We start from the raw sequence: 19,866 nt of genomic DNA, 5'->3' as shown, positions 1-19,866 counted from the left end.
GCAGCAGCTCAGCCTTGCGCTGGGCGTCGACGATCGGCTCTACAGCCACACCGGTCACCTTGCCATCTACCACTTCCAGCTCATTGGCAAACACATAGTCGATGCCAAGGCGTGCCTGCACCTGGCGGGCGAAGTAGGTGAAGCCACCCGACAGGATTGCGGTCTTGTAGCCCAGGCGCTTGAGCTCGGCGAACAGGTTTTCGGCACCCTCGGTCAGGCGCAGCGATGCGCCGATCTCGTCCAGCACGCCCACATCCAGGCCCTTGAGCAGCGCCATGCGCTCCTTGAAGCTGGCGCGGAAGTCCAGCTCACCGCGCATGGCCCGCTCGGTGATGGCGGCCACCTGCTCACCCACGCCGGCCGCCTTGGCCAGTTCGTCGATGACTTCGGCTTCGATCAGCGTCGAATCCATGTCGAACACCGCCAGACGGCGATTGCGGCGGAACAGGTCGTCCTTCTGGAAGGCGATGTCGACGCTCAGCTCTTCAGCCAGGGCGAAGAAGTCGGCACGCAGGGCCTGGGCATCGCTGGGTACGCCGCGCACCGAAATTTCGATGGCAGCCTTGCCCTTGCCGGCCTCCACATCCAGCGCAACACGCGCCGACAGGCGCTCGATACGCTCGATGGTCAGGCCATACTGGCTGATGACCGCACTCACCCGCTGCAACTGCTCGGGGGTAATCTTGCGGCTGAGCAGGGTGACAATATGGCGTGCCTCGCCCTGGCCGTCGGCCCAGTGCTGGTAGTCCGCCTCGGAAATCGGCGTGTAGCGGGCCTGCAGGTTCAGCTCGTGGGCCTTGGCCTGCACGCTTTGCAGCAGGCGGGTTGCCACTTCATTATCGGCGATGTCGACCAGAATGCCGAACGACAAGGTGCCGTGCATGACCGCCAGGCCGATGTCGAGGATGCTCACACCACCCTGCAGCAGGACGCCGGTGATAGCCGCAGTGAGACCGGGACGGTCCTCACCGGTGATGTTGATCAGGACGATTTCGCGCACAACCTGGCTCCGACTTCGATGAAAAATGCGCATTCTACCGATTTTCCATGACCATCGGGCGCCAACGATACTTTGCCGACAAAACCCGGATCGCTATACTGCCCCACACTTCATGCCATTAAGAGCCGAGCTCAGTGAACCGGCCCACGCCCGTCAAAGCAGACAACTTCTTCCTGATGATCTATCGCGCCCTGAGTCAACGTCGCGTGCCGCTGGCACTGCGCATCGCCTGCACCAACATCTTCCTGGTGGCACTGGCGCTGGTGATCTATGCCTGCGTGATGGGCCTGCAGTTCAAGCAGGCCATGCACGAGCAGGCCGATGCCCTGGGCCAGAGCCTGACCACGCAGACGGCCACTTCGGCGACCGAGCTGCTGGTCGCCAACGATATCCTCAGCCTCAATGTGCTGCTGGGCAACCTGGTGAAAAACCCGCTGGTGGCTCATGCGGCGATCTACAGCGTGGACAACCGCATCCTCGCCGAGGCCGGCCAGCGCCCCCGCAATAGCCTGCTGGGCGAGGCCGAGGGCCTGTACCAGACCAAGATCAGCTTCCAGGACGTCGCTGCCGGGCAACTGCGCATCAGCCTGGACATGAGCCAGTTCCAGCAGCCGATGCTCATCAGCCTGCAGAGCATGGGCATCCTTGCCGCCATCCTGCTGGTGCTGGCGCTGACCCTGAGCCTGCGCCAGGGCCGCCACATCACGCTGCCGCTGCTGCAGCTGCGGGTATGGCTGCGCGACCCGCAGCCCTATACCCCGGCTACCGACCGCCAGGACGAGATCGGCGACATCGCTCGCCAGCTGCATGCACGCCTGGCCCCGCCGCCACCCGAGCCGGAGCCTGAGGAAGAAGACGATGAGCATTTCGACGACCTCGACGAGCCGGCCCCGGCACCCAAGGCTGCGCCGCGTGCCAAGGTAACCGCCGTGGCCGAAGAGGATGATGACGAAGCCTTCGCCGGCCTGCTGGACGACGACAGTGCGCCGAAAGCCACCGTGGTCGAATCCGACGAGCCGCAGTACAGCGCCGTGCTGGCCGTGCAGCTGGGTTCGCAGGAGCAGTTGCGCCGCCTGCCACGTACCCGCCTGACCGAGCTGACCGAGCGCTACCGCGATTGCCTGGAGCACGCCGCCTCGCTTTACGACGGTGAAACCCACACCCTCAACGATGGCAGCACGCTGGTGCTGTTCCACAGCCGCGAGTGTGGCGAGGACTACCTGACCAACGCCATCTGCTGCGGCGAGCTGTTGCGCGCCCTGGGCCATGCCCTGCAGATCGAGGTGGCCGACAGCGGCATCACCCTGCAGTTGCAGTTGGGCCTGGCCCTGGGTAACGACCTGCACGGGCTGGAGCTGGTCGACCTGCTGATGGCCGAGAAGGCCCAGGATGCCCTGGCGCTGTCGCAGCACAGCCGCAACCTGTTGCTGGTGGAGCGGCAGATCAGCGATGACACATTGATTCGCCAGCGTGCCCGTATTCGACCAATTGCCAGCCCCGAGGGAGCCTGCTGCGTGGAGCGGCTGATGGAGCCCTACCCGTCGATGCTGGAGCGGCAACTGGCGCGCATGCACGAGCACCGGGCCTGACAGGCCTGCACTGGCCCCTGTAGGCGCCCCTCGCGACGCAAGGCCGCTCCTACAGGGACCGCACACAGCTTCAGACTGGTTTATTGCAGATACAAAAAAGCCCGCATGATCGCGGGCTTTTTTGTATCTGGTGGCTCAGTCAGAACCGATAGACTTCCATATCGGTGCGGATCGGCGAGGCCATCGGAATCTTGGATTTCTCCGGCTCTTTCTTCACCTGCACCCGCGCAGCGGGCTTTTTCGGTGGTTCTTCGGCGATGGCCGGCTGGTTGGCCAGCGGCTTGACCGCCGTACTCAGCTGTTCGGCCAGCTTCTGCAGCAGTTGGCCCTGGGCCTGAACCTGCGACGCCTCACTGCCCTCGTGCTGCTGCTCGAGGTGGACAATGCGGTTGTCACGCACATGACCACGGCGGTCGAGCACGCGCCACTGGGCATCCAGGATGGCCGGCTGGTTCTTGCCCGAGTCCAGGCGGGTAATCGACAGCAACACCTGCACATCCGGGCTGAAGCCGGGGGTCGCCGGTGCCAGCACCACGCGCTGGCTGTCCAGGCGCCAGGCGAGCTGGCGTACCAACAGCTGGTCGATGTCCGACGACAGGCTGCCAGCCCAACGACCATCGGTCGCTGAACTCAGGCTGCCATCGGTCTGACGCTGCAGGAACGTCTCGCGTTGCAGGTAATCGGCTACCGATACCGGGCCGAGCACCACGGCCATGCCCGCACTCTGCGAAGGCTGGCCAGGATCACCACTGTCGAGCTGGTACAGGGCAACCGGCTGATGCATGGTGCACCCGCCAAGGCCCAGCAGGCCAGTCATCAACAGCGCAAATGGAAGGCGCAGAAATTTCATCATCCCATCCAGGCGGTTGCCATCTGGCACACCGCAGTGATACATAAAAATTCAAACGGGCACACGGCCACGCCGGCACCACGAGGGCCATATCATCCGCGAAATAGCCGTCCGACTCCAGCATTTCTGCCCGGAACGGCGCTGAAATTGCCGTTCCAGACATTTCTGCCGGTTACGCCGGCACTTCCACCTGCAACCCATCGACGCGCTGGAACCCGCGTGGCAGCTTGCTGCCTCGCCGTCCGCGCTCGCCCTTGTAATGCTCCAGGTCGTCCGCTTTCAGAGACAGGGTACGCTTACCGGCTTGCAATACAAGGGTCGCCCCTTCTGCAATCACGGCCAGATCGGTGACGAACTCTTCTCGGCTGGCCACCCGGTCGCCCGGCACGCCAATGATCTTGTTGCCCTTGCCTTTACCCAGCTGGGGCAGGTCGCTGACCTTGAATACCAGCAGGCGGCCTTCGGTGGTCACTGCTGCCAGCCAGTCCTGCTCGCGGTTGGCGACCGGGCGCGGGGTCATCACCTTGGCCCCGTTGGGCAGGCTCAGCAACCCTTTGCCAGCCTTGTTCTTGGCCTGCAGGTCTTCGCCCTTGACCACGAAGCCATAGCCGGCGTCAGAAGCCACCACGTACAACGCGTCGTCCTCCGGCAGCAGCACGCATTCGAAGGTGGCGCCCGGCGGCGGCGTCAGGCGGCCGGTCAGGGGCTCGCCCTGGCCACGCGCCGACGGCAGGCTGTGCGCCGCCAGCGAGTAGCTGCGACCGGTGGAGTCGATAAGCACGGCAAACTGGTTGGAGCGCCCGGCTGCTGCGGCCTTGAAGCCGTCGCCTGCCTTGTAGGAAAGGCCGGTGGCGTCAATGTCATGGCCCTTGGCGCAACGCACCCAGCCCTTCTCCGAAAGCACCACGGTGACGGGCTCGGTGGGCATCAGCTCGTTTTCCGACAGGGCCTTGGCTTCGGCGCGTTCGACGATTGGCGAACGACGATCGTCGCCATAGGTTTCGGCATCCTTGATCAGTTCGCTGCGCACCAGCTTGCGCAGTTTTGCCTCGCTGCCCAGCAGGGCCTGCAGCCTGGCTTGCTCCTTAAGCAGCTCGTCCTGCTCGCCACGGATTTTCATCTCTTCGAGGCGCGCCAGCTGACGCAGACGGGTCTCGAGAATGTATTCGGCCTGAATCTCGGTCAGCTCGAAACGGGCGATAAGGGCCTGCTTGGGGTGCTCCTCGGTACGGATGATGTGGATCACTTCGTCCAGGTTGAGGAACGCGGTGAGCAAACCATCCAACAGGTGCAAACGCTTCTCGACCTTGTCCAGACGGTGCTGCAGGCGGCGACGAACGGTATTGGTGCGGAACTCCAGCCATTCCACCAGGATCATCCGCAAGTTCTTCAACTGCGGCCGGCCGTCGAGGCCGATGATATTGACGTTGACCCGGTAGCTGCTCTCCAGGTCGGTGGTGGCAAACAGGTGCTGCATCAGTTCGGCGGCATCCACGCGGTTCGAGCGCGGGATGATGACGATGCGGCACGGGTTCTCGTGGTCCGACTCGTCACGCAGGTCGGCAACCATCGGCAGCTTCTTGGCCTGCATCTGCGCGGCGATCTGCTCCAGCACCTTGGCCCCGGAGACCTGGTGTGGCAGCGCGGTGACAACGATGTCGCCATCCTCGACACGGTATACGGCGCGCATGCGGATCGAGCCGCGGCCGCTTTCGTACATCTTCTGGATTTCTGCCCGCGGCGTGATGATCTCGGCCTCGGTCGGGTAATCCGGCCCCTGAATGTGCTCGCACAGCTGCTCGATGGTGGCCTTGGGCTCGTCGAGCAGGCGCACGCAGGCGCTGGCCACTTCACGCAGGTTGTGCGGCGGTACGTCGGTGGCCATGCCCACGGCGATACCGGTAGTGCCGTTGAGCAGGATGTTGGGCAGCCGCGCTGGCAGAACAGCGGGCTCCTGCAAGGTGCCGTCGAAGTTCGGCACCCAGTCGACGGTGCCCTGACCGACTTCATTGAGCAGCACTTCGGCGTAGCGCGACAGCCGCGCCTCGGTATAACGCATGGCGGCGAACGACTTAGGATCGTCCGGCGCACCCCAGTTGCCCTGGCCGTCGACCAGGGTGTAACGGTAGCTGAAAGGCTGGGCCATCAACACCATGGCTTCGTAGCAGGCCGAATCGCCGTGAGGGTGGAACTTGCCGAGCACGTCACCGACGGTACGCGCCGATTTCTTGTGCTTGGCATCGGCATCGAGCCCCAACTCGCTCATGGCGTAGACGATGCGGCGCTGCACCGGCTTCAGGCCGTCACCGATGTGCGGCAAGGCGCGGTCCATGATCACGTACATGGAATAGTTGAGGTAGGCCTGTTCGGTGAAGTCAGCCAGCGAGCGGCGTTCTACGCCGTCCAGGCTGAGTTCCAGTGAGTCGCTCATGCGGGCCTCGTCATTTCAGGTTCTGGCGCAGCAGCATGGTGCCGCCACGTTGGGTAAATTCAAGTTGTTTCAGGGCACTCATGCCCAGCAATACGGTAGGCCCGTCCAGGCCCGGCACCACGATGGCGCGTACGTCCCGCAGGCGGATCTCACCCAGCTGCAGGCTCGCCAGGCGCGTGCGGTAGCCTTCGGTGCGACCGTTGGCGGTACTGAGCAGCACCGGGCTGCCGCGCTGCAGGTTCAGGTCACGGGCCAAGGCCTCGGGGATCGCCACGTCGGTGGCACCGGTATCGAGCATGAAGTGCACCACCTGGCCGTTGATCGCGCCATCCACCACGAAGTGGCCCTGGCCGTTGCCCAACAGGCGTACCTCGATGAAGCCTTCGCCATGCTCGGACTGCACCTGGGCATTAGGGTTGCGCTGGCTGTCTTCCCACTGGCCAAAAAAGCGCGTGGCTAGGAACAACGCCGCCCCCCAGGCGAGGATCATCAGCACCCTGCCCGCACGCTTGCCCGGCGCCTGGCTCATGGCTTGGCGCTCCAGCCGCCGTCCGGCGCGTCGAAGCGCCAGACGATCGGACGGCTTTCGCCATCGGCGCGGTCACCGTTGTTGTTGTCCAGCCCGACCCAGGCGCCCTTGGCGTCGATCACCAGTGCCTCGGCCAGGCCGAATGGCTGATCGTAGCGGCGCATGGGTTGCAGCGCTTCGGCGGCGAACGACCAGCAGCGCTCGACCTTGCCACTGTCGGCATCACGCCGGCAAACCCGGTAAGCGTTGCGTTCCAGGGTAAAAAGCTTGCCCTCGAACCAGGCCAGGTCGGCAAAGTCGCGAGACAGTGCCCGGGCATCGGGCATCTGCGGCGGTTGCATCTCGACCCCGGCCTCACTCAGCAGGACACAGGTACGCCCGCAGGTCCACACCGATTGCTGGCGCTCGATCGCCACAAGGCCGCGGCGCTCGCGCTCGGCCGCCAGCCACAGGCGGTCGCCTGCCGGGTTGATCGCCAGCCCTTCGAACAAGGCATTGAAGTTCAGCAGCATGCCGCTGGCCCGGGCCTGGCGCACCATGGCCGGGTCGATCTTCAACCAGTCCGGCTGGCCGTCCAGCGGCAGTTGCAGCACTGCGGCGTGCGCTTCGCTGACCAGGTACAGGTTGCCGGCCTGGTCACAGGTGATGCCTTCGAAGTCCAGCTCGCCGCCACGAATGTACGACGCCGCCCAGTTGCGCGACTTCAGGCCCCATGGCAGGCCGCTTTCCGGCACCTGCGGGGGGGTGAAGGTGAGCGGTTGCGCGCGCCAGGTCGGGTTCTGCTGGTCGAAGCGGTAGACGCGGTCGTCGTCACGGTCGGACACACCCCACAGCCCGCCACGACACTGCACCAGGCCGGACAGGTTACCACCGCGCATGCCGTCGATCGGGTGTTCGGCACTGAGCTTCAGCTCGGGCCAGTTGCCCGCCAGGCTCGGCAGGGCAACCAGCGCCAGACACGCAGCCAGGCACAGACGAATCAAACCATGACCTCGGCCAGGTTGCCCTTGGTTTCCAGCCAGCTCTTGCGGTCACCGGCGCGCTTCTTGGCCAGCAGCTTGTCCATCAGCTCGCAGGTGGCCTCAACGTCATCCAGGGTCAGCTGCACCAGGCGCCGGGTGTTCGGGTCCATGGTGGTTTCGCGCAGCTGCGGCGGGTTCATCTCGCCCAGGCCCTTGAAGCGGGTGACTTGTGGCTTGCCGCGTTTCTTCTCGGCCACCAGGCGGTCGAGGATGCCGTCACGCTCGGCTTCGTCGAGGGCGTAGTAGATTTCCTTGCCCAGGTCGATGCGGTACAGCGGCGGCATGGCCACATAGACGTGCCCGGCCTCGACCAGCGCGCGGAAGTGCTGGACGAACAGGGCGCACAGCAGCGTGGCGATGTGCAGGCCGTCGGAGTCGGCGTCGGCGAGGATGCAGACCTTGCCGTAACGCAATTGCGCAAGGTCGGTTGCACCGGGGTCGACGCCAATGGCTACAGCAATGTTGTGCACTTCCTGGCTGGCCAGGACTTCGCCTCCGTCCACTTCCCAGGTGTTGAGGATTTTGCCGCGCAGCGGCAGGATCGCCTGGAACTCCTTGTCCCGCGCCTGTTTGGCAGAGCCACCGGCCGAGTCACCCTCGACCAGGAACAGCTCGGCCCGCATCGGGTCCTGGCCCGCGCAATCGGCCAGCTTGCCGGGCAGTGCCGGGCCCTGGGTAATGCGCTTGCGTTCGACCTTCTTGCTGGCCTTGAGGCGGCGACCGGCGTTGCTGATGGCCAGTTCTGCCAGCTGCATGCCCAGCTCGGGGTGACCGTTGAGCCACAGGCTGAAGGCATCCTTGACCACGCCAGAGACAAAAGCAGCCGCTTCGCGCGATGACAGGCGCTCTTTGGTCTGCCCGGAGAACTGCGGGTCCTGCATCTTCATCGACAGCACGAAGGTGATGCGTTCCCAGACGTCTTCCGGGGCCAGTTTCACCCCGCGCGGCAACAGGTTGCGGAATTCGCAGAACTCGCGCATGGCATCCAGCAGGCCTTGGCGCAGGCCGTTGACGTGGGTCCCGCCCTGGGCGGTGGGGATCAGGTTGACGTAGCTTTCCTGAACGCTGTCGCCGCCTTCGGGGAGCCACAGCAGCGCCCAGTCCACGGCCTCCTTGTTGCCGGCCAGGCTGCCGCAGAACGGCTCTTCAGGCAGGCGCTGGAATTCGTTTACCGAGTCGACCAGGTAGGAGCGCAGGCCGTCCTCGTAATGCCACTCGACCTTCTCGCCGCTGGCCTTGTCCTCGAAGCTGACCAGCAGGCCCGGGCACAGCACGGCCTTGGCCTTGAGCACGTGCTTGAGCCGGCTGATGGAAAACTTGGGCGAATCGAAGTACTTGGGGTCGGGGCTGAAGTACACGCTGGTGCCGGTATTGCGCTTGCCGACCGAGCCGACCACCTCCAGCTCGCTGGCCTTGAAGCCATCGGCGAAGGTCATCTGGTATTCGTTGCCGTCACGCTTGACGCGCACGCGCACCTGGGTCGACAGGGCGTTGACCACCGAGATGCCAACGCCGTGCAGGCCACCGGAGAACTGGTAGTTCTTGTTGGAGAACTTGCCGCCGGCGTGCAGCTTGGTGAGGATCAGCTCGACCCCCGACACGCCCTCTTCCGGGTGGATGTCCACCGGCATGCCGCGGCCATCGTCGCTGACTTCCAGCGAGTGGTCGGCATGCAGGATAACCTGCACCGAACGGGCATGGCCGGCCAGGGCTTCGTCGACACTGTTGTCGATGACTTCCTGGGCCAGGTGGTTGGGGCGGCTGGTGTCGGTGTACATGCCCGGCCGTTTGCGCACCGGGTCAAGGCCCGAGAGGACTTCGATGGCGTCTGCGTTATAGGCGCTAGCGCTGGGATTGGCCATAGGGTCTCGTCGTCAGTCTGGTGAATGCAGGGAAGTCAAAATACAGAAAAATCGAGCGCCGCATACTGCCCGCGGGCGATGCCGGCGAAGGCCAGCAGTGCCGGCAGGCGCTCGGCAAAGCCCTGGAAGCTGTGATCGCCCCCGGCCTGGATGCGCAGGGCACAGGCACGGTAATAGTGCGCGGCATGGCGGTAGTCCAGGGTTTCATCGGCGGTCTGCAGCCACACTTGATAGCGGCTGGCGTCCGCCGGGGCTGGTACTTCCAGCTCGGCCAGGGCCTGCACGTGATCGTGGGTCAGCTCCCAGGTTTCACCGCTGTAGTGATTGCGCTGGGTACCCAGGTAGCCGTCGAAATGCTTGTGCGGCGTTACCGCCGGGTTGACCAGCAGGGCCTTGAGGCCAAAGCGCTCTGCCAGATGAGTGGCATAGTAGCCGCCGAGCGAACTGCCCACCAGTAATGGCGCGCCCAGCTCGGCGATCGCCGCTTCCAGCTGGGCAATGGCCTGCCGCGGGTGATGGTGCAACGCCGGCAGGCGCAGTTGGGCCGACAAGCCCAGCTGCTGCATCACAGCCTCGAGCTGGCGCGCCTTGGTCGAAAGCGGCGAGCTGTTGAAGCCATGGATATAGAGGATGGAACCCGACATGCTGCCCCCGGAGTCTGTGGCTTCGCGCCTGGTGATGCCGGCGCAGGGACGCGCAGTGTATCGCGTTCGCCGGGTTTTGACGCAGTGTCACGGGTTTCGCAACAATTTCTTCCAGAAAGCCGGGGCCGCTGCGCGCCCCATCGCCGGCAAGCCAGCTCCCACACCTACCGCGTTGGCCTCAGGCAGGCAGAACAGGGTCTGAGGCCGGCGCGGCAGATGTGGGAGCTGGCTTGCCGGCGATGGGCTGCGCAGCAGCCCCATTCTTCAATACCCCGGGCTGTCGAAGTCCAGCTTCACCGCAAAATCCAGCGCCCGTTCCACCCCGGTGTCCAGCCGCCCGTCGGCATGCAGGCGCAACCAGCGATACCCAGGCTGCTCCTCGCTCACCTGAAATTCCTCGCTGCGCGCCGCGAACTGGATGCAGGTCGAAGGCGTGGCCAGCAGACGCCGGCCGTTTCGCACTTCATCCCACGGCTGATGCACATGCCCCCACAGCAACGCCCGCACCTGCGGATAACGCTCGACGACAGCGAACATTGCCTGGGCATTGCGCAAGCCGATCGGTGCAATCCAGGCACAGCCGATATCCACAGGCTGATGATGGAAACACACCAGGCAATGCCGCTCGCCCGCCCCCTTGAGGGCCGACTCCAGCGTCGCCAGCTGATCCTCTTGGAGAAAACCGTGCGGCGCCCCGTGCACCGCCGTGTTGAGCATGATGATGCGCCACCCGCCAATATCGGTCACAGCCTGGACCAACTCCGGCGCCACCTGCGCCATGACCTGGGCCTCGTCATGGTTGCCCGGCAGCCAACGGGTGGGCACGCCAAACGGCGCGGTCAGCTCGCGAAATGCTTCATAAGACGCCACGCTGGCATCCTGCGACAGATCGCCAGTGCACAACAGCAGGTCGACAAGCGGTTGCTCGCGGCGCACCTGGGCGACCACATGGCGCAGGCTGTCACGGGTATTGAGGCCCAGCATGCTGCCAGCCGGGTCGGCGAACAGGTGGGCATCGGTCAGTTGCACCACATGCACGGGGCGCGATTGGTCTTGCTGCGGCAACGGCCGTCTCCTCGAACGGATTCAGCAGCAATTATGGCCGTGGAATGCTTGCGAGCAAACACCCGCAAGCCACCCACGTCACAATTCAGCGAACACTTGCCAGTTCGTGCCCGCAGGCCAGGCAGTGGCTCAGCCATTCACCGAGGAACAGGTTGAGCTGGGCCTTTTCATCCGGCTGGTGCATGCCTGCATTGGGATAGGGGTAGATGCTGCGCAGGCGCCGGGCATGTTGGGCGCTGATCACTTCGGCCATGCGTGCATCGTGGTAAACCTGCACTTCCAGATGCGGTACCGGCAACCACGGCAGGCTGTGCTCCTGGCGCACGTGCAAGGTGGTGGTGTACGGGCAGGCCAGCACCACGTCGAGCACCAGCACGCCGAGCATCTGGTCGCCCTGGGTCATGCCGATGCGGCGCGAGCTCTGGGTGGTGCGCATGTCGGGCAACAGGCGCATCAGCCGGGCGTAGTTGGCCTCGCAGGCTGCCTGCAGCCCGACCAGGTCGACTCGATAGCGCTCGCGCAGCAGGTTCACTTCCACATACCTCGTACTTCGTCACGGTTCAGCGCCAGCCATTGCAGGCCGATGATGGTTGCCGCGTTGCAGATGCGCCCATCGCGCACCGCCTGCAGGGCATCCTCGAACGACCACACGCGCACACGGATGTCTTCGCCCTCTTCTTCCAGGCCATGCAGGCCACCGGCACCCTCGCTGCTGCAGCGGCCAAGGAACAGATGGACGTATTCGTCACTGCCGCCGGGCGAGGGGAAATAGCGGGTCATCGGCCACAGGGCACTGAAGGTCAGGCCGGCTTCTTCGTCGGCTTCGCGGTGGGCGACGTCTTCGGGTTGCTCGTCCTTGTCGATCAGGCCGGCGACCATCTCGATCAACCACGGGTTGTCGACCTTGCCCAGGGCACCGACACGGAACTGCTCGATCAGCACCACTTCATCGCGCTGCGGGTCATAAGGCAGCACGCACACCGCGTCATGGCGCACGAACAGTTCGCGGCTGATCTCGCGGCCCATGCCCCCGGCAAAAAGCTCATGGCGCAGGCGCAGCCTGTCGAGCTTGTAGAAGCCCTGGAAGCAATTGGCCCGCTCGATGATCTCGAAGCCCTTGGGCACTGAATTGAACGCGTCTGACATGGAAACCCTCATTACCTCAAATACCGCTTCGCGCCATCCTACTCTGCACGCCTGTCGGTTTCACCCCTTTCTGGCAACCGTTCGCACACTCGTTACAGCACGTCTTCACTCTGTTAGCTTAGTGGCGAACTGAAGGCCGCGCAGACGGTCAAAGGCCGACTTTTCCCTGTTCTGCAAGGATCATCATGACACTTGTCAAACTGACTTCCGTGGCCGTGCTGGCACTCGCCCTTGGCGCCTGCCAAAGCCTGTTCACGCCAAGCCACCGGGCCCCGCTGGAGGTCAAGCGCGACGCCTGGGAGCATGTCAAACCTGGCTGCAGCGAGAGCGACTGCCCGCTGGTGAACATCGACATGATCCATTTCCCGGCCCTGCCCAAACTTGATGGCATCGTCGAAAAGCGCCTGCTGCAGCTGACCGAAGACAATCAGCATGGCACCGCGCCAAGCACCCTGCAGGCCTATGAACAGCAATACCTGGCCAGTGCCGACAAACGTAACAGCAGCTACCTGCAAGCCAAGGTACGCGAACAGCATGACGGGCTGGTGATCATCGAGTTGTCCAGCTACCTGGACAGCGGCGGCGCCCACGGCATGCCCGGGCGTGGCTTCATCAACTATTCGCGCAAGCTGGACAAGGTATTGACCTTGCAGGACATGCTGGTGCCAGGCCAGGAGGACACCTTCTGGAAAACCGTCGAGGAGTCGCACCGCGCCTGGCTGATCAGTGTAGGCATGGACAAGGACGCCGAGTTCGTCAAGACCTGGCCATTCAAGCAGTCGCCGCACGTCGCCCTGACGTACGGCGCGGTGGTGGTCAAGTACGAGGTCTATGCTATCGCGCCCTACTCCATGGGCCACGTGGAGCTGAAAATCCCCTACCCGCGCCTGAACGGCGTGCTCAAGCCTGAGCTGTTTCCCGGCCGCGGCTGAAGCTCAGCAGCCCGTGCAGTAGCCCTGCCAGCACCAATGCCGGCAGGGTCGCCCCCAGGTCAGGTGCCTGCGCGGCGATCACATGGTAAGCCACAACGCCCACCGCCCAGGCCAGCAGCGCCTGCCAGTGCAAGCCACCCACCTGTGCCGGCAGGCGGCGGCGACGGACCACGTAATGGTCCATCAGCACTACGCCGAACAACGGCGCGAACACCGACCCGATCAGCAGCAGGAAATTCTCGTACTGTGCCAGTGGCGCCAGCAAGGCAATCAGGGTGCACAGCACGCCGAGGGCCAGCGCCAGGTGCTCGACCTTCAGCGGCAACAGCACACCGGTGGAAACCGCTGCCGAATGGATATCGGCAAAGGCCTTTTCCGACTCGTCGAGCAGGATAAGCAGCAGCGGAATGCCCATGCCGGCGCCCGCCAGTGCCAGCAGCAAGGCATTGACCTCGCCATTGGCGGCAAAGGCCAGGGTGTAGGCCACACCCAGGCTCATCAGCCAGGTGTTGCCGATGAAATAGCCGATCACCGTGCCGCCGAACACATGCTTGCCGTTGCGGGCGAAACGCGAGTAGTCGGCGATCAGCGGTAGCCAGGACAGCGGCATGGCGATGACGATGTCGAAGCCCACGGCCAGCGACATCGAACCGTCCCCCGCACGGCTCCACAACTGCGCCAGGTCGGCCTTGGCGAACAGGTTCCAGGTCAGCCACAGGCAAGCGCCCAGCAGCACCCAGATGCCCCAGGCCCGCAGCACCTTGCGCACAAACGCCAGCGGGCCGCTGACCGCCAACAGGGTGGCCAGGGCGCCGAAGCACAGGGTCCAGAGCATCGGGCTGTTCCAGGCGCTTTCTGCGCCGAACGCGCGCGCACCCAGCAGGCTGGCGGCATCGCGCATGACAATGATCTCGAACGCGCCCCAGCCCACCAGTTGCAGCAGGTTGAGCAGCGCCGGCAGGCGCGCGCCATGGCCGCCCAGGCTGAGTTTCAGGGTTCCCATGGCAGAAAGGCCAGTATCGCTGCCGATGACGCCGGCGGCGCCCAGCAGCAGCACGCCGACACCAGTACCCAGAGCGATGGCCAGCACTGCGCCGGCGAGGCCAAGGCCCGGCGCCAGCATGGCGCCGACCTGCAGCACCATCAGGCCGATGCCCAGGGAGAACCATAGCGAGAACAGGTCGCGGGCGCCGAAGATGCGCTGGTGGGTGGGGACCGGGTGGTCGGGGGAAAACTGGCTAGGCGTGGTCATGCTTGTTGATACTCGGCAAAGTATTGGAATGTACGCGGTCGCTGTAGGAGCGGCCTTGTCTCGCGAAAGGGCCGCAGAGCGGCCCCAGGTTTTCAGCTTCACAGCTGAAATTGCCGGGGCCGCTTCGCAGCCCATCGCGACACAAGGCCGCTCCTACAAGGGGCAGCGCAGCGGTTTAGACTTTGTGGTACAGCTGGCTGCCTGTCTGGCGGAACCGCTCGGCCTGCTCGCGCATGCCTTGCTCGGCCGTGACGTCGACGGCTTCGATCTTGGCGGCGTACTCACGGACTTCCTGGGTGATCTTCATCGAGCAGAACTTCGGCCCGCACATCGAGCAGAAGTGCGCGACCTTGGCCGATTCCTTCGGCAAGGTTTCGTCGTGGAAGGCACGCGCGGTGTCCGGGTCCAGGCCCAGGTTGAACTGGTCTTCCCAACGGAATTCGAAACGCGCCTTGGATAAGGCGTTATCGCGAATCTGCGCGCCCGGGTGGCCCTTGGCAAGGTCGGCGGCATGTGCAGCGATCTTGTAGGTGATGATGCCGGTCTTGACGTCGTCCTTGTTCGGCAGGCCCAGGTGCTCCTTGGGCGTGACGTAGCACAGCATGGCGCAACCGAACCAGCCGATCATCGCCGCACCAATGCCCGAGGTGATGTGGTCATAGCCCGGGGCGATGTCGGTGGTCAGCGGGCCGAGGGTGTAGAACGGCGCCTCGTCGCAGCACTCCAGCTGCTTGTCCATGTTCTCCTTGATCAGCTGCATCGGCACGTGGCCGGGGCCTTCGATCATGCACTGCACATCGTGCTTCCAGGCGATCTTGGTCAGCTCGCCGAGGGTTTCCAGCTCGCCGAACTGTGCGGCGTCGTTGGCGTCGGCAATCGAGCCAGGGCGCAGGCCGTCGCCCAGCGAGAAGCTGACGTCGTAGGCCTTCATGATTTCGCAGATTTCGTCGAAGTGGGTGTACAGGAAGTTTTCCTTGTGGTGCGCCAGGCACCACTTGGCCATGATCGAGCCACCACGGCTGACGATGCCGGTGACGCGCTTGGCGGTCAGCGGCACATAGCGCAGCAACACACCAGCGTGGATGGTGAAGTAGTCCACGCCCTGCTCGGCCTGCTCGATCAGGGTGTCGCGGAACAGCTCCCAGGTCAGGTCCTCGGCCACACCGTTGACTTTTTCCAGGGCCTGGTAGATCGGCACCGTACCGATCGGCACCGGCGAGTTGCGGATGATCCATTCGCGGGTTTCATGGATATGCTTGCCGGTGGACAAGTCCATGACCGTGTCCGAACCCCAGCGGATGCCCCAGGTCAGCTTGGCCACTTCTTCCTCGATCGAGGAGCCCAGGGCGCTGTTGCCGATATTGCCGTTGATCTTCACCAGGAAGTTGCGGCCGATGATCATCGGCTCCACTTCCGGGTGGTTGATGTTGGCCGGGATGATCGCCCGACCACGGGCGATTTCCTCACGCACGAATTCGGCGGTGATTTCTTTCGCAATGTTGGCACCGAAGCTGTGGCCGGCATGCTGATCGTTCAGCAGGCCTGCGGCGCGGGCCTCCTGCAGCTTCATGTTTTCACGGATGGCCACGTATTCCATCTCGGCGGTGATGATGCCCTGACGGGCATAGTGCATCTGCGAGACGTTGGCACCGGCCTTCGCGCGGCGCGGGTTGCGCACATGGGCGAAGCGCAGCTTGGCCAGGTCGGCATCGTTCAGGCGCTGCTGGCCAAAGTCGGAGCTCAGGCCGCCCAGGCGCTCGGTGTCCCCGCGGTCGTCGATCCAGGCCGAACGCACGTCGGCCAGGCCCTTGCGCACGTCGATGATCACATCAGGGTCGGTGTACGGGCCGGACGTGTCGTAGACCAGCACCGGGGCGTTGGTCTCGCCACCGAAATCGGTCGGCGTATCGTCCAGGCTGATTTCGCGCATGGGTACGCGAATGTCCGGGCGCGAGCCTTCGACATAGACCTTGCGCGAACGCGGGAACGGTTGCACGGATTGCTGATCGACTTGTGCCGATTCGCTGAGGTTGATCGCTTTTTCTTGTTTGCTCATCACAGGCTCTCCAGACGGCTTCCTAGCAGTGGAATGTCGGGGATGAACCTGAAAGACGCGGACGCAGCCCTTGACGGGTGCAGTGCCGGATATGGGGGTGCCTGAAAGCTGCATGCAGCTGTGACAATCCCGGACCTGGCACAAGAGGCTCCCCGGGAAGGCGAGCAATCTTGTTCCCTACGCAGGCGCTAACCTGATCAGGTTCAACGGGATCCGCACCTCTGCGATCTCAGCCTTTGATTCAAGGCACCCCGACAAGAACACGCGCAGTCTAGACTGGAGTGGTCGGCAAAGCCAAGCGGGTAAATGCGCGGATGATGAAAGGCGTACCGAGCGATTGTTGCCGGGGGCGCATGGCACTACACTGGCGCATCGCTCGATACTCAACAGTTCAGTAATTAAATTTCGTACAAGGATTGCCTCTATGCTGCGCAAACTCTCACTGGCGATAGCCGTGTCTTGTGCGTCCAACGGAGTGGCCTGGGCAGCGGACGTGCCCCAAACGGTGAAGACCGACCTGGTCAGCGTCTACCAGGAGGCGGTGGACAACAACGCCGACCTGGCCGCCGCCCGCGCCGACTATGGCGCACGCCGCGAAGTGGTGCCGCAGGCCCGCGCCGGTTTGCTGCCCAACCTGTCGGCCGGTGCCGAAATGATGAACACCCGCACCAAGCTGGACGAACCGTCGATCACCTCCAACCGCAGCGGCAATTCCTGGAGCGCTACCCTGGCCCAGCCTATCTTCCGCGCCGATCGCTGGTTCCAGTTGCAGGCTGCCGAAGCCGTCAACGAACAGGCGGCGCTGGAGCTGTCGGCCACCGAGCAGAACCTGATCCTGCAGACCGCGCAGAACTACTTCGCCGTGCTCCGCGCCCAGGACAACCTGGCCGCGACCAAGGCTGAAGAAGCGGCCTTCAAGCGCCAGCTGGACCAGTCGAACGAGCGTTTCGATGTGGGCCTGTCGGACAAGACCGATGTGCTGCAATCGCAGGCCAGCTACGACACGGCACGCGCCAACCGGATCATTGCCGAGCGCCAGGTGCAGGATGCCTTCGAAGCACTGGTGACCCTGACCAACCGTGAGTATTCGTCGATCCAGGGCGTGGTGCATACTTTGCCGATCCGGGTGCCTACGCCCAACGACGCCAAGGCCTGGGTCGAAACTGCCGGGCGCCAGAACCTCAACCTGCTGGCGACCAACTACGCCGTTTCTGCCGCCGAAGAGACCCTGCGCCAGCGCAAGGCCGGCCACGCGCCAACCCTGGACGCAGTCGCCAAGTACCAGAAGGGTGACAACGACAGCCTCGGCTTCACCAACCCGTCGCAGCTGGGGGTGCGCTACAGCGGCGATGTCGAGCAGACCAGTGTCGGCCTGCAGTTGAATATCCCGATATACAGCGGTGGCCTGACCAGTTCCCAGGTTCGCGAGGCCTACCAGCGCCTGAGCCAGAGCGAGCAACAGCGCGAGAGCCTGCGCCGCCAGGTGGTGGAAAACACCCGCAACCTGCACCGCGCGGTGAACACCGACGTGGAGCAGGTGCAGGCACGCAAACAGTCGATCATTTCCAACCAGAGCGCACTGGAAGCCACTGAAATCGGCTATCAGGTGGGTACACGCAACATCGTCGACGTGCTCGATGCACAGCGCCAGCTTTACACCTCGGTGAGGGATTACAACAACAGCCGCTATGACTACATTCTCGACAACCTGAGCCTGAAGCAGGCGGCCGGCACACTGAGCCCGCAGGACTTGCAGGACCTGGGGCGGTACCTGAAGGCCGACTACAACCCCGACAAGGACTTCTTGCCGCCGGACCTGGCCGCGGCAGCGGCAAAGAATTTTGAACGCAGGCCGTGACCGGGCGGGCACGGGCCGTACAGGCCCGTGCCGTCATGGCATCAATTGTCTATAGAAACGCAACGTAACTTAGAGAATCTGTAGTCATTGCCAACGCTCGCGGGATTGGAATTGCTGATATCAACGCGCAGCTCTTCTCCCCGCGCCTCGAAGATCCCCCGGTACTCGCGCCAGTCTTGATGATTGAGCCATGTTTCGTCGATTATGAATTCCATGCCATTGCTCACTGATAGACGCGCCTCGTTGATAGCGTTGTTTGATTTTACGCGCATCGTGAACTCGAACTTCACGCCAGATGCAAGGCCACGATAAATTTTTGACAGAATGATTCCGTGATGGGTGAAATTTGGATGAGTCGGAAAGTTTAGTACATAACCCTCGCCATTTTCCTGGACTAGATCTACCCGATCAGTTGTCTCAGGATTCAGCTGCCATCCATTGTAATTCTTATCGACAAAGTCGGTAGTATCGTCAAATACCTCATAGACACTTAAATCATCAATTAACAACCCTGCTGCGCGGAAAGTGGGTTTGTTCCTGCCGGACAGCCCAATTTTCTGATTAACAGCCGACTGGGTTAATCCCACCCACATGAGCAATCTATCCCACCAGGAAGGAGTGGATGCGATAAAAGGCCATGCCAAGGCCTGCCAACTTACCGAGTTCACCTCCTGTTCTATACCACCCTGTGTAAGAACAGTAACGGTTGCTACCTTGAGCTTACCCAACCGCGCCTTGGCACGGAGTTCGTACTTGGCGCCAGGTTTCAACGCATAGCTTTTCCTGATCAGCCCTCCCAAAAAATTGCTTGGCTCGTCGAAGCCCAACCCATATTGTTTGTCAGGCAGAGCAATGCGAGTGAGCTTGAGCCCATTCGTTTCTCGCTCCCAGCCGTTCCAGTCATCGGTATCAAAATCCGTCCGATCGACCTCCTGCTCGGGGCCATCAGTGCAATACAGATTCAGGTCGTCCAGCACAAAGTTGCCACCACTGACACTTGAATAGGCTTCGTACTCATAGCGAAGTTCGACGGTGTGGATTTGTTTGCTGGCCTTGAATCTCAGCACGAATCGCTGCCATTCATCGCGCTCGATTTCCCAACGATCGTACGCGACCCCATCAATACAGAAGTGCACGTGCTGGCTGCCTGTGCCCACTTCCTTGCCGCGACTCAGACGTACGCACAATACATAGTCTTTTCCTGGCTGTAGCCTGCCGAAAACCTTGCTCAGCAGTACCCGCGACGCCTCGCTGCTGTCCGGCACCGTGTAGTTGAGATAGAAACCGCCCTCATCGGCAACCAGCCCCAACTGCTCATCGCCAAGGTCCGTCTGCCAACCATTCCAGTTCGCGCTATTGAAGTCCGTATGATCGTGGAACATTGGCGCAGCCTCCATCACCAGGGGAGGCTTAACGCTAGAGCAAACGCAGGTGCGCGAAAACTGGCAAAAATATCAGGTCAGATAACGGCCAAGCCCTGTCAACAACCGCTCCAGCGCCCCTTGGTTGGCACGCATCACCGCCCTGCCCGCCTCGCCCATGCGCTGAGCATCCTGTGGCAACTCCACCAGGCGGCGCACAGCCCCGGCCAACCCGTCAGCATCGTCCACCTGCTGCAACGCCCCCGCCT

16 protein-coding genes, 1 pseudogene and 1 riboswitch are annotated in these 19,866 nt (G+C 63.2%); of the genes and pseudogenes, 3 read left to right on the top strand and 14 right to left on the bottom strand.

What is annotated here, in order from left to right; translation table 11 throughout:
- Positions 1-1,000, bottom strand: a 1,000-nt coding sequence (gene serB / locus HP547_RS14045; RefSeq protein ID WP_172286614.1) for a phosphoserine phosphatase SerB, incomplete at its 3' end; no start/stop codon positions are given.
- 134 nt (positions 1,001-1,134) lie between these two features.
- Between serB and HP547_RS14040 the strand changes: the two genes are divergently transcribed.
- A complete protein-coding gene (locus HP547_RS14040) occupies positions 1,135-2,589 on the top strand; it encodes an AhpA/YtjB family protein (RefSeq protein WP_172286613.1) in 1,455 nt (484 codons plus the stop codon).
- Positions 2,590-2,728: 139 nt separating this feature from the next.
- Here HP547_RS14040 and HP547_RS14035 read toward each other — a convergent pair whose 3' ends face one another.
- The 9 genes from HP547_RS14035 to HP547_RS13995 all read right to left on the bottom strand — a co-directional run bounded on the left by HP547_RS14035 (position 2,729) and on the right by HP547_RS13995 (position 12,138).
- A complete protein-coding gene (locus HP547_RS14035) occupies positions 2,729-3,439 on the bottom strand; it encodes a membrane integrity-associated transporter subunit PqiC (RefSeq protein WP_172220908.1) in 711 nt (236 codons plus the stop codon).
- A gap of 172 nt (positions 3,440-3,611) precedes the next feature.
- Positions 3,612-5,870 (bottom strand): DNA topoisomerase IV subunit A, encoded by a 2,259-nt coding sequence (parC, locus tag HP547_RS14030; RefSeq protein WP_172286612.1) that lies wholly within the window; start codon positions 5,868-5,870, stop codon positions 3,612-3,614.
- Between the two features lie 10 nt (positions 5,871-5,880).
- Entirely contained in the window at positions 5,881-6,399 is a 519-nt protein-coding gene (locus tag HP547_RS14025; protein ID WP_172286611.1) for a TIGR02281 family clan AA aspartic protease, read from the bottom strand.
- A complete protein-coding gene (locus tag HP547_RS14020) occupies positions 6,396-7,382 on the bottom strand; it encodes an esterase-like activity of phytase family protein (protein ID WP_172286610.1) in 987 nt (328 codons plus the stop codon). The genes HP547_RS14025 and HP547_RS14020 overlap by 4 nt, the downstream gene beginning before the upstream one ends.
- On the bottom strand, positions 7,379-9,283 hold the full coding sequence (gene parE, locus HP547_RS14015; protein ID WP_172220896.1) for a DNA topoisomerase IV subunit B: 1,905 nt from the start codon (positions 9,281-9,283) through the stop codon (positions 7,379-7,381). The genes HP547_RS14020 and parE overlap by 4 nt, the downstream gene beginning before the upstream one ends.
- Before the next feature lie 35 nt (positions 9,284-9,318).
- Positions 9,319-9,927, bottom strand: coding sequence for a YqiA/YcfP family alpha/beta fold hydrolase (locus HP547_RS14010; protein WP_172286609.1), 609 nt, complete (start codon positions 9,925-9,927; stop codon positions 9,319-9,321).
- 264 nt (positions 9,928-10,191) lie between these two features.
- Positions 10,192-10,992, bottom strand: coding sequence for a 3',5'-cyclic-AMP phosphodiesterase (gene cpdA, locus HP547_RS14005; protein WP_172286608.1), 801 nt, complete (start codon positions 10,990-10,992; stop codon positions 10,192-10,194).
- A gap of 85 nt (positions 10,993-11,077) precedes the next feature.
- Entirely contained in the window at positions 11,078-11,530 is a 453-nt protein-coding gene (locus tag HP547_RS14000; protein WP_172220887.1) for a DUF1249 domain-containing protein, read from the bottom strand.
- Entirely contained in the window at positions 11,521-12,138 is a 618-nt protein-coding gene (locus HP547_RS13995; protein WP_172220883.1) for an NUDIX domain-containing protein, read from the bottom strand. The genes HP547_RS14000 and HP547_RS13995 overlap by 10 nt, the downstream gene beginning before the upstream one ends.
- Before the next feature lie 185 nt (positions 12,139-12,323).
- Here HP547_RS13995 and HP547_RS13990 point away from each other — a divergent pair, with 185 nt between their 5' ends.
- Entirely contained in the window at positions 12,324-13,070 is a 747-nt protein-coding gene (locus HP547_RS13990; RefSeq protein WP_172220880.1) for an RsiV family protein, read from the top strand.
- Here the strand turns inward: HP547_RS13990 and cytX are convergent.
- Together cytX and thiC are read right to left on the bottom strand one after the other, a co-directional pair.
- Positions 13,039-14,322 (bottom strand): putative hydroxymethylpyrimidine transporter CytX, encoded by a 1,284-nt coding sequence (cytX, locus tag HP547_RS13985; RefSeq protein ID WP_172286607.1) that lies wholly within the window; start codon positions 14,320-14,322, stop codon positions 13,039-13,041. The genes HP547_RS13990 and cytX overlap by 32 nt on opposite strands.
- Positions 14,323-14,497: 175 nt before the next feature.
- Positions 14,498-16,378 (bottom strand): phosphomethylpyrimidine synthase ThiC, encoded by a 1,881-nt coding sequence (gene thiC, locus HP547_RS13980; RefSeq protein ID WP_172286606.1) that lies wholly within the window; start codon positions 16,376-16,378, stop codon positions 14,498-14,500.
- 157 nt (positions 16,379-16,535) lie between these two features.
- A riboswitch (TPP riboswitch) is annotated at positions 16,536-16,642 on the bottom strand.
- Positions 16,643-16,802: 160 nt separating this feature from the next.
- Between thiC and HP547_RS13975 the strand changes: the two genes are divergently transcribed.
- The gene (locus HP547_RS13975; protein ID WP_172220871.1) at positions 16,803-18,236 is read left to right on the top strand and encodes a TolC family outer membrane protein; all 1,434 of its coding nucleotides are present in this window, start codon (positions 16,803-16,805) and stop codon (positions 18,234-18,236) included.
- A gap of 41 nt (positions 18,237-18,277) precedes the next feature.
- Here the strand turns inward: HP547_RS13975 and HP547_RS13970 are convergent, their stop codons facing one another.
- Both HP547_RS13970 and HP547_RS13965 read right to left on the bottom strand, forming a co-directional pair.
- The gene (locus tag HP547_RS13970; RefSeq protein WP_172286605.1) at positions 18,278-19,618 is read right to left on the bottom strand and encodes a hypothetical protein; all 1,341 of its coding nucleotides are present in this window, start codon (positions 19,616-19,618) and stop codon (positions 18,278-18,280) included.
- A gap of 72 nt (positions 19,619-19,690) precedes the next feature.
- Positions 19,691-19,866 (bottom strand): annotated as a pseudogene (locus HP547_RS13965) (3-deoxy-D-manno-octulosonic acid transferase); the annotation flags it as partial.

Origin of the sequence: Pseudomonas sp. CM27 (genome assembly GCF_013179515.1) — a bacterium.
Classification (GTDB): domain Bacteria; phylum Pseudomonadota; class Gammaproteobacteria; order Pseudomonadales; family Pseudomonadaceae; genus Aquipseudomonas.
This window is presented reverse-complemented; position numbering and strand designations above follow the sequence as displayed.

Excerpts from the sequence above, each read along its gene's own strand:
- HP547_RS13975 (WP_172220871.1), top strand. The coding sequence starts at position 16,803 with ATGCTGCGCAAACTCTCACTGGCGATAGCCGTGTCTTGTGCGTCCAAC.
- HP547_RS13990 (WP_172220880.1), top strand. The coding sequence starts at position 12,324 with ATGACACTTGTCAAACTGACTTCCGTGGCCGTGCTGGCACTCGCCCTT.
- HP547_RS14025 (WP_172286611.1), bottom strand. The coding sequence starts at position 6,399 with ATGAGCCAGGCGCCGGGCAAGCGTGCGGGCAGGGTGCTGATGATCCTC.
- HP547_RS14010 (WP_172286609.1), bottom strand. The coding sequence starts at position 9,927 with ATGTCGGGTTCCATCCTCTATATCCATGGCTTCAACAGCTCGCCGCTT.
- parC (WP_172286612.1), bottom strand. The coding sequence starts at position 5,870 with ATGAGCGACTCACTGGAACTCAGCCTGGACGGCGTAGAACGCCGCTCG.
- HP547_RS13995 (WP_172220883.1), bottom strand. The coding sequence starts at position 12,138 with ATGTCAGACGCGTTCAATTCAGTGCCCAAGGGCTTCGAGATCATCGAG.
- HP547_RS13970 (WP_172286605.1), bottom strand. The coding sequence starts at position 19,618 with ATGTTCCACGATCATACGGACTTCAATAGCGCGAACTGGAATGGTTGG.
- parE (WP_172220896.1), bottom strand. The coding sequence starts at position 9,283 with ATGGCCAATCCCAGCGCTAGCGCCTATAACGCAGACGCCATCGAAGTC.
- thiC (WP_172286606.1), bottom strand. The coding sequence starts at position 16,378 with ATGAGCAAACAAGAAAAAGCGATCAACCTCAGCGAATCGGCACAAGTC.
- HP547_RS14035 (WP_172220908.1), bottom strand. The coding sequence starts at position 3,439 with ATGAAATTTCTGCGCCTTCCATTTGCGCTGTTGATGACTGGCCTGCTG.
- cytX (WP_172286607.1), bottom strand. The coding sequence starts at position 14,322 with ATGACCACGCCTAGCCAGTTTTCCCCCGACCACCCGGTCCCCACCCAC.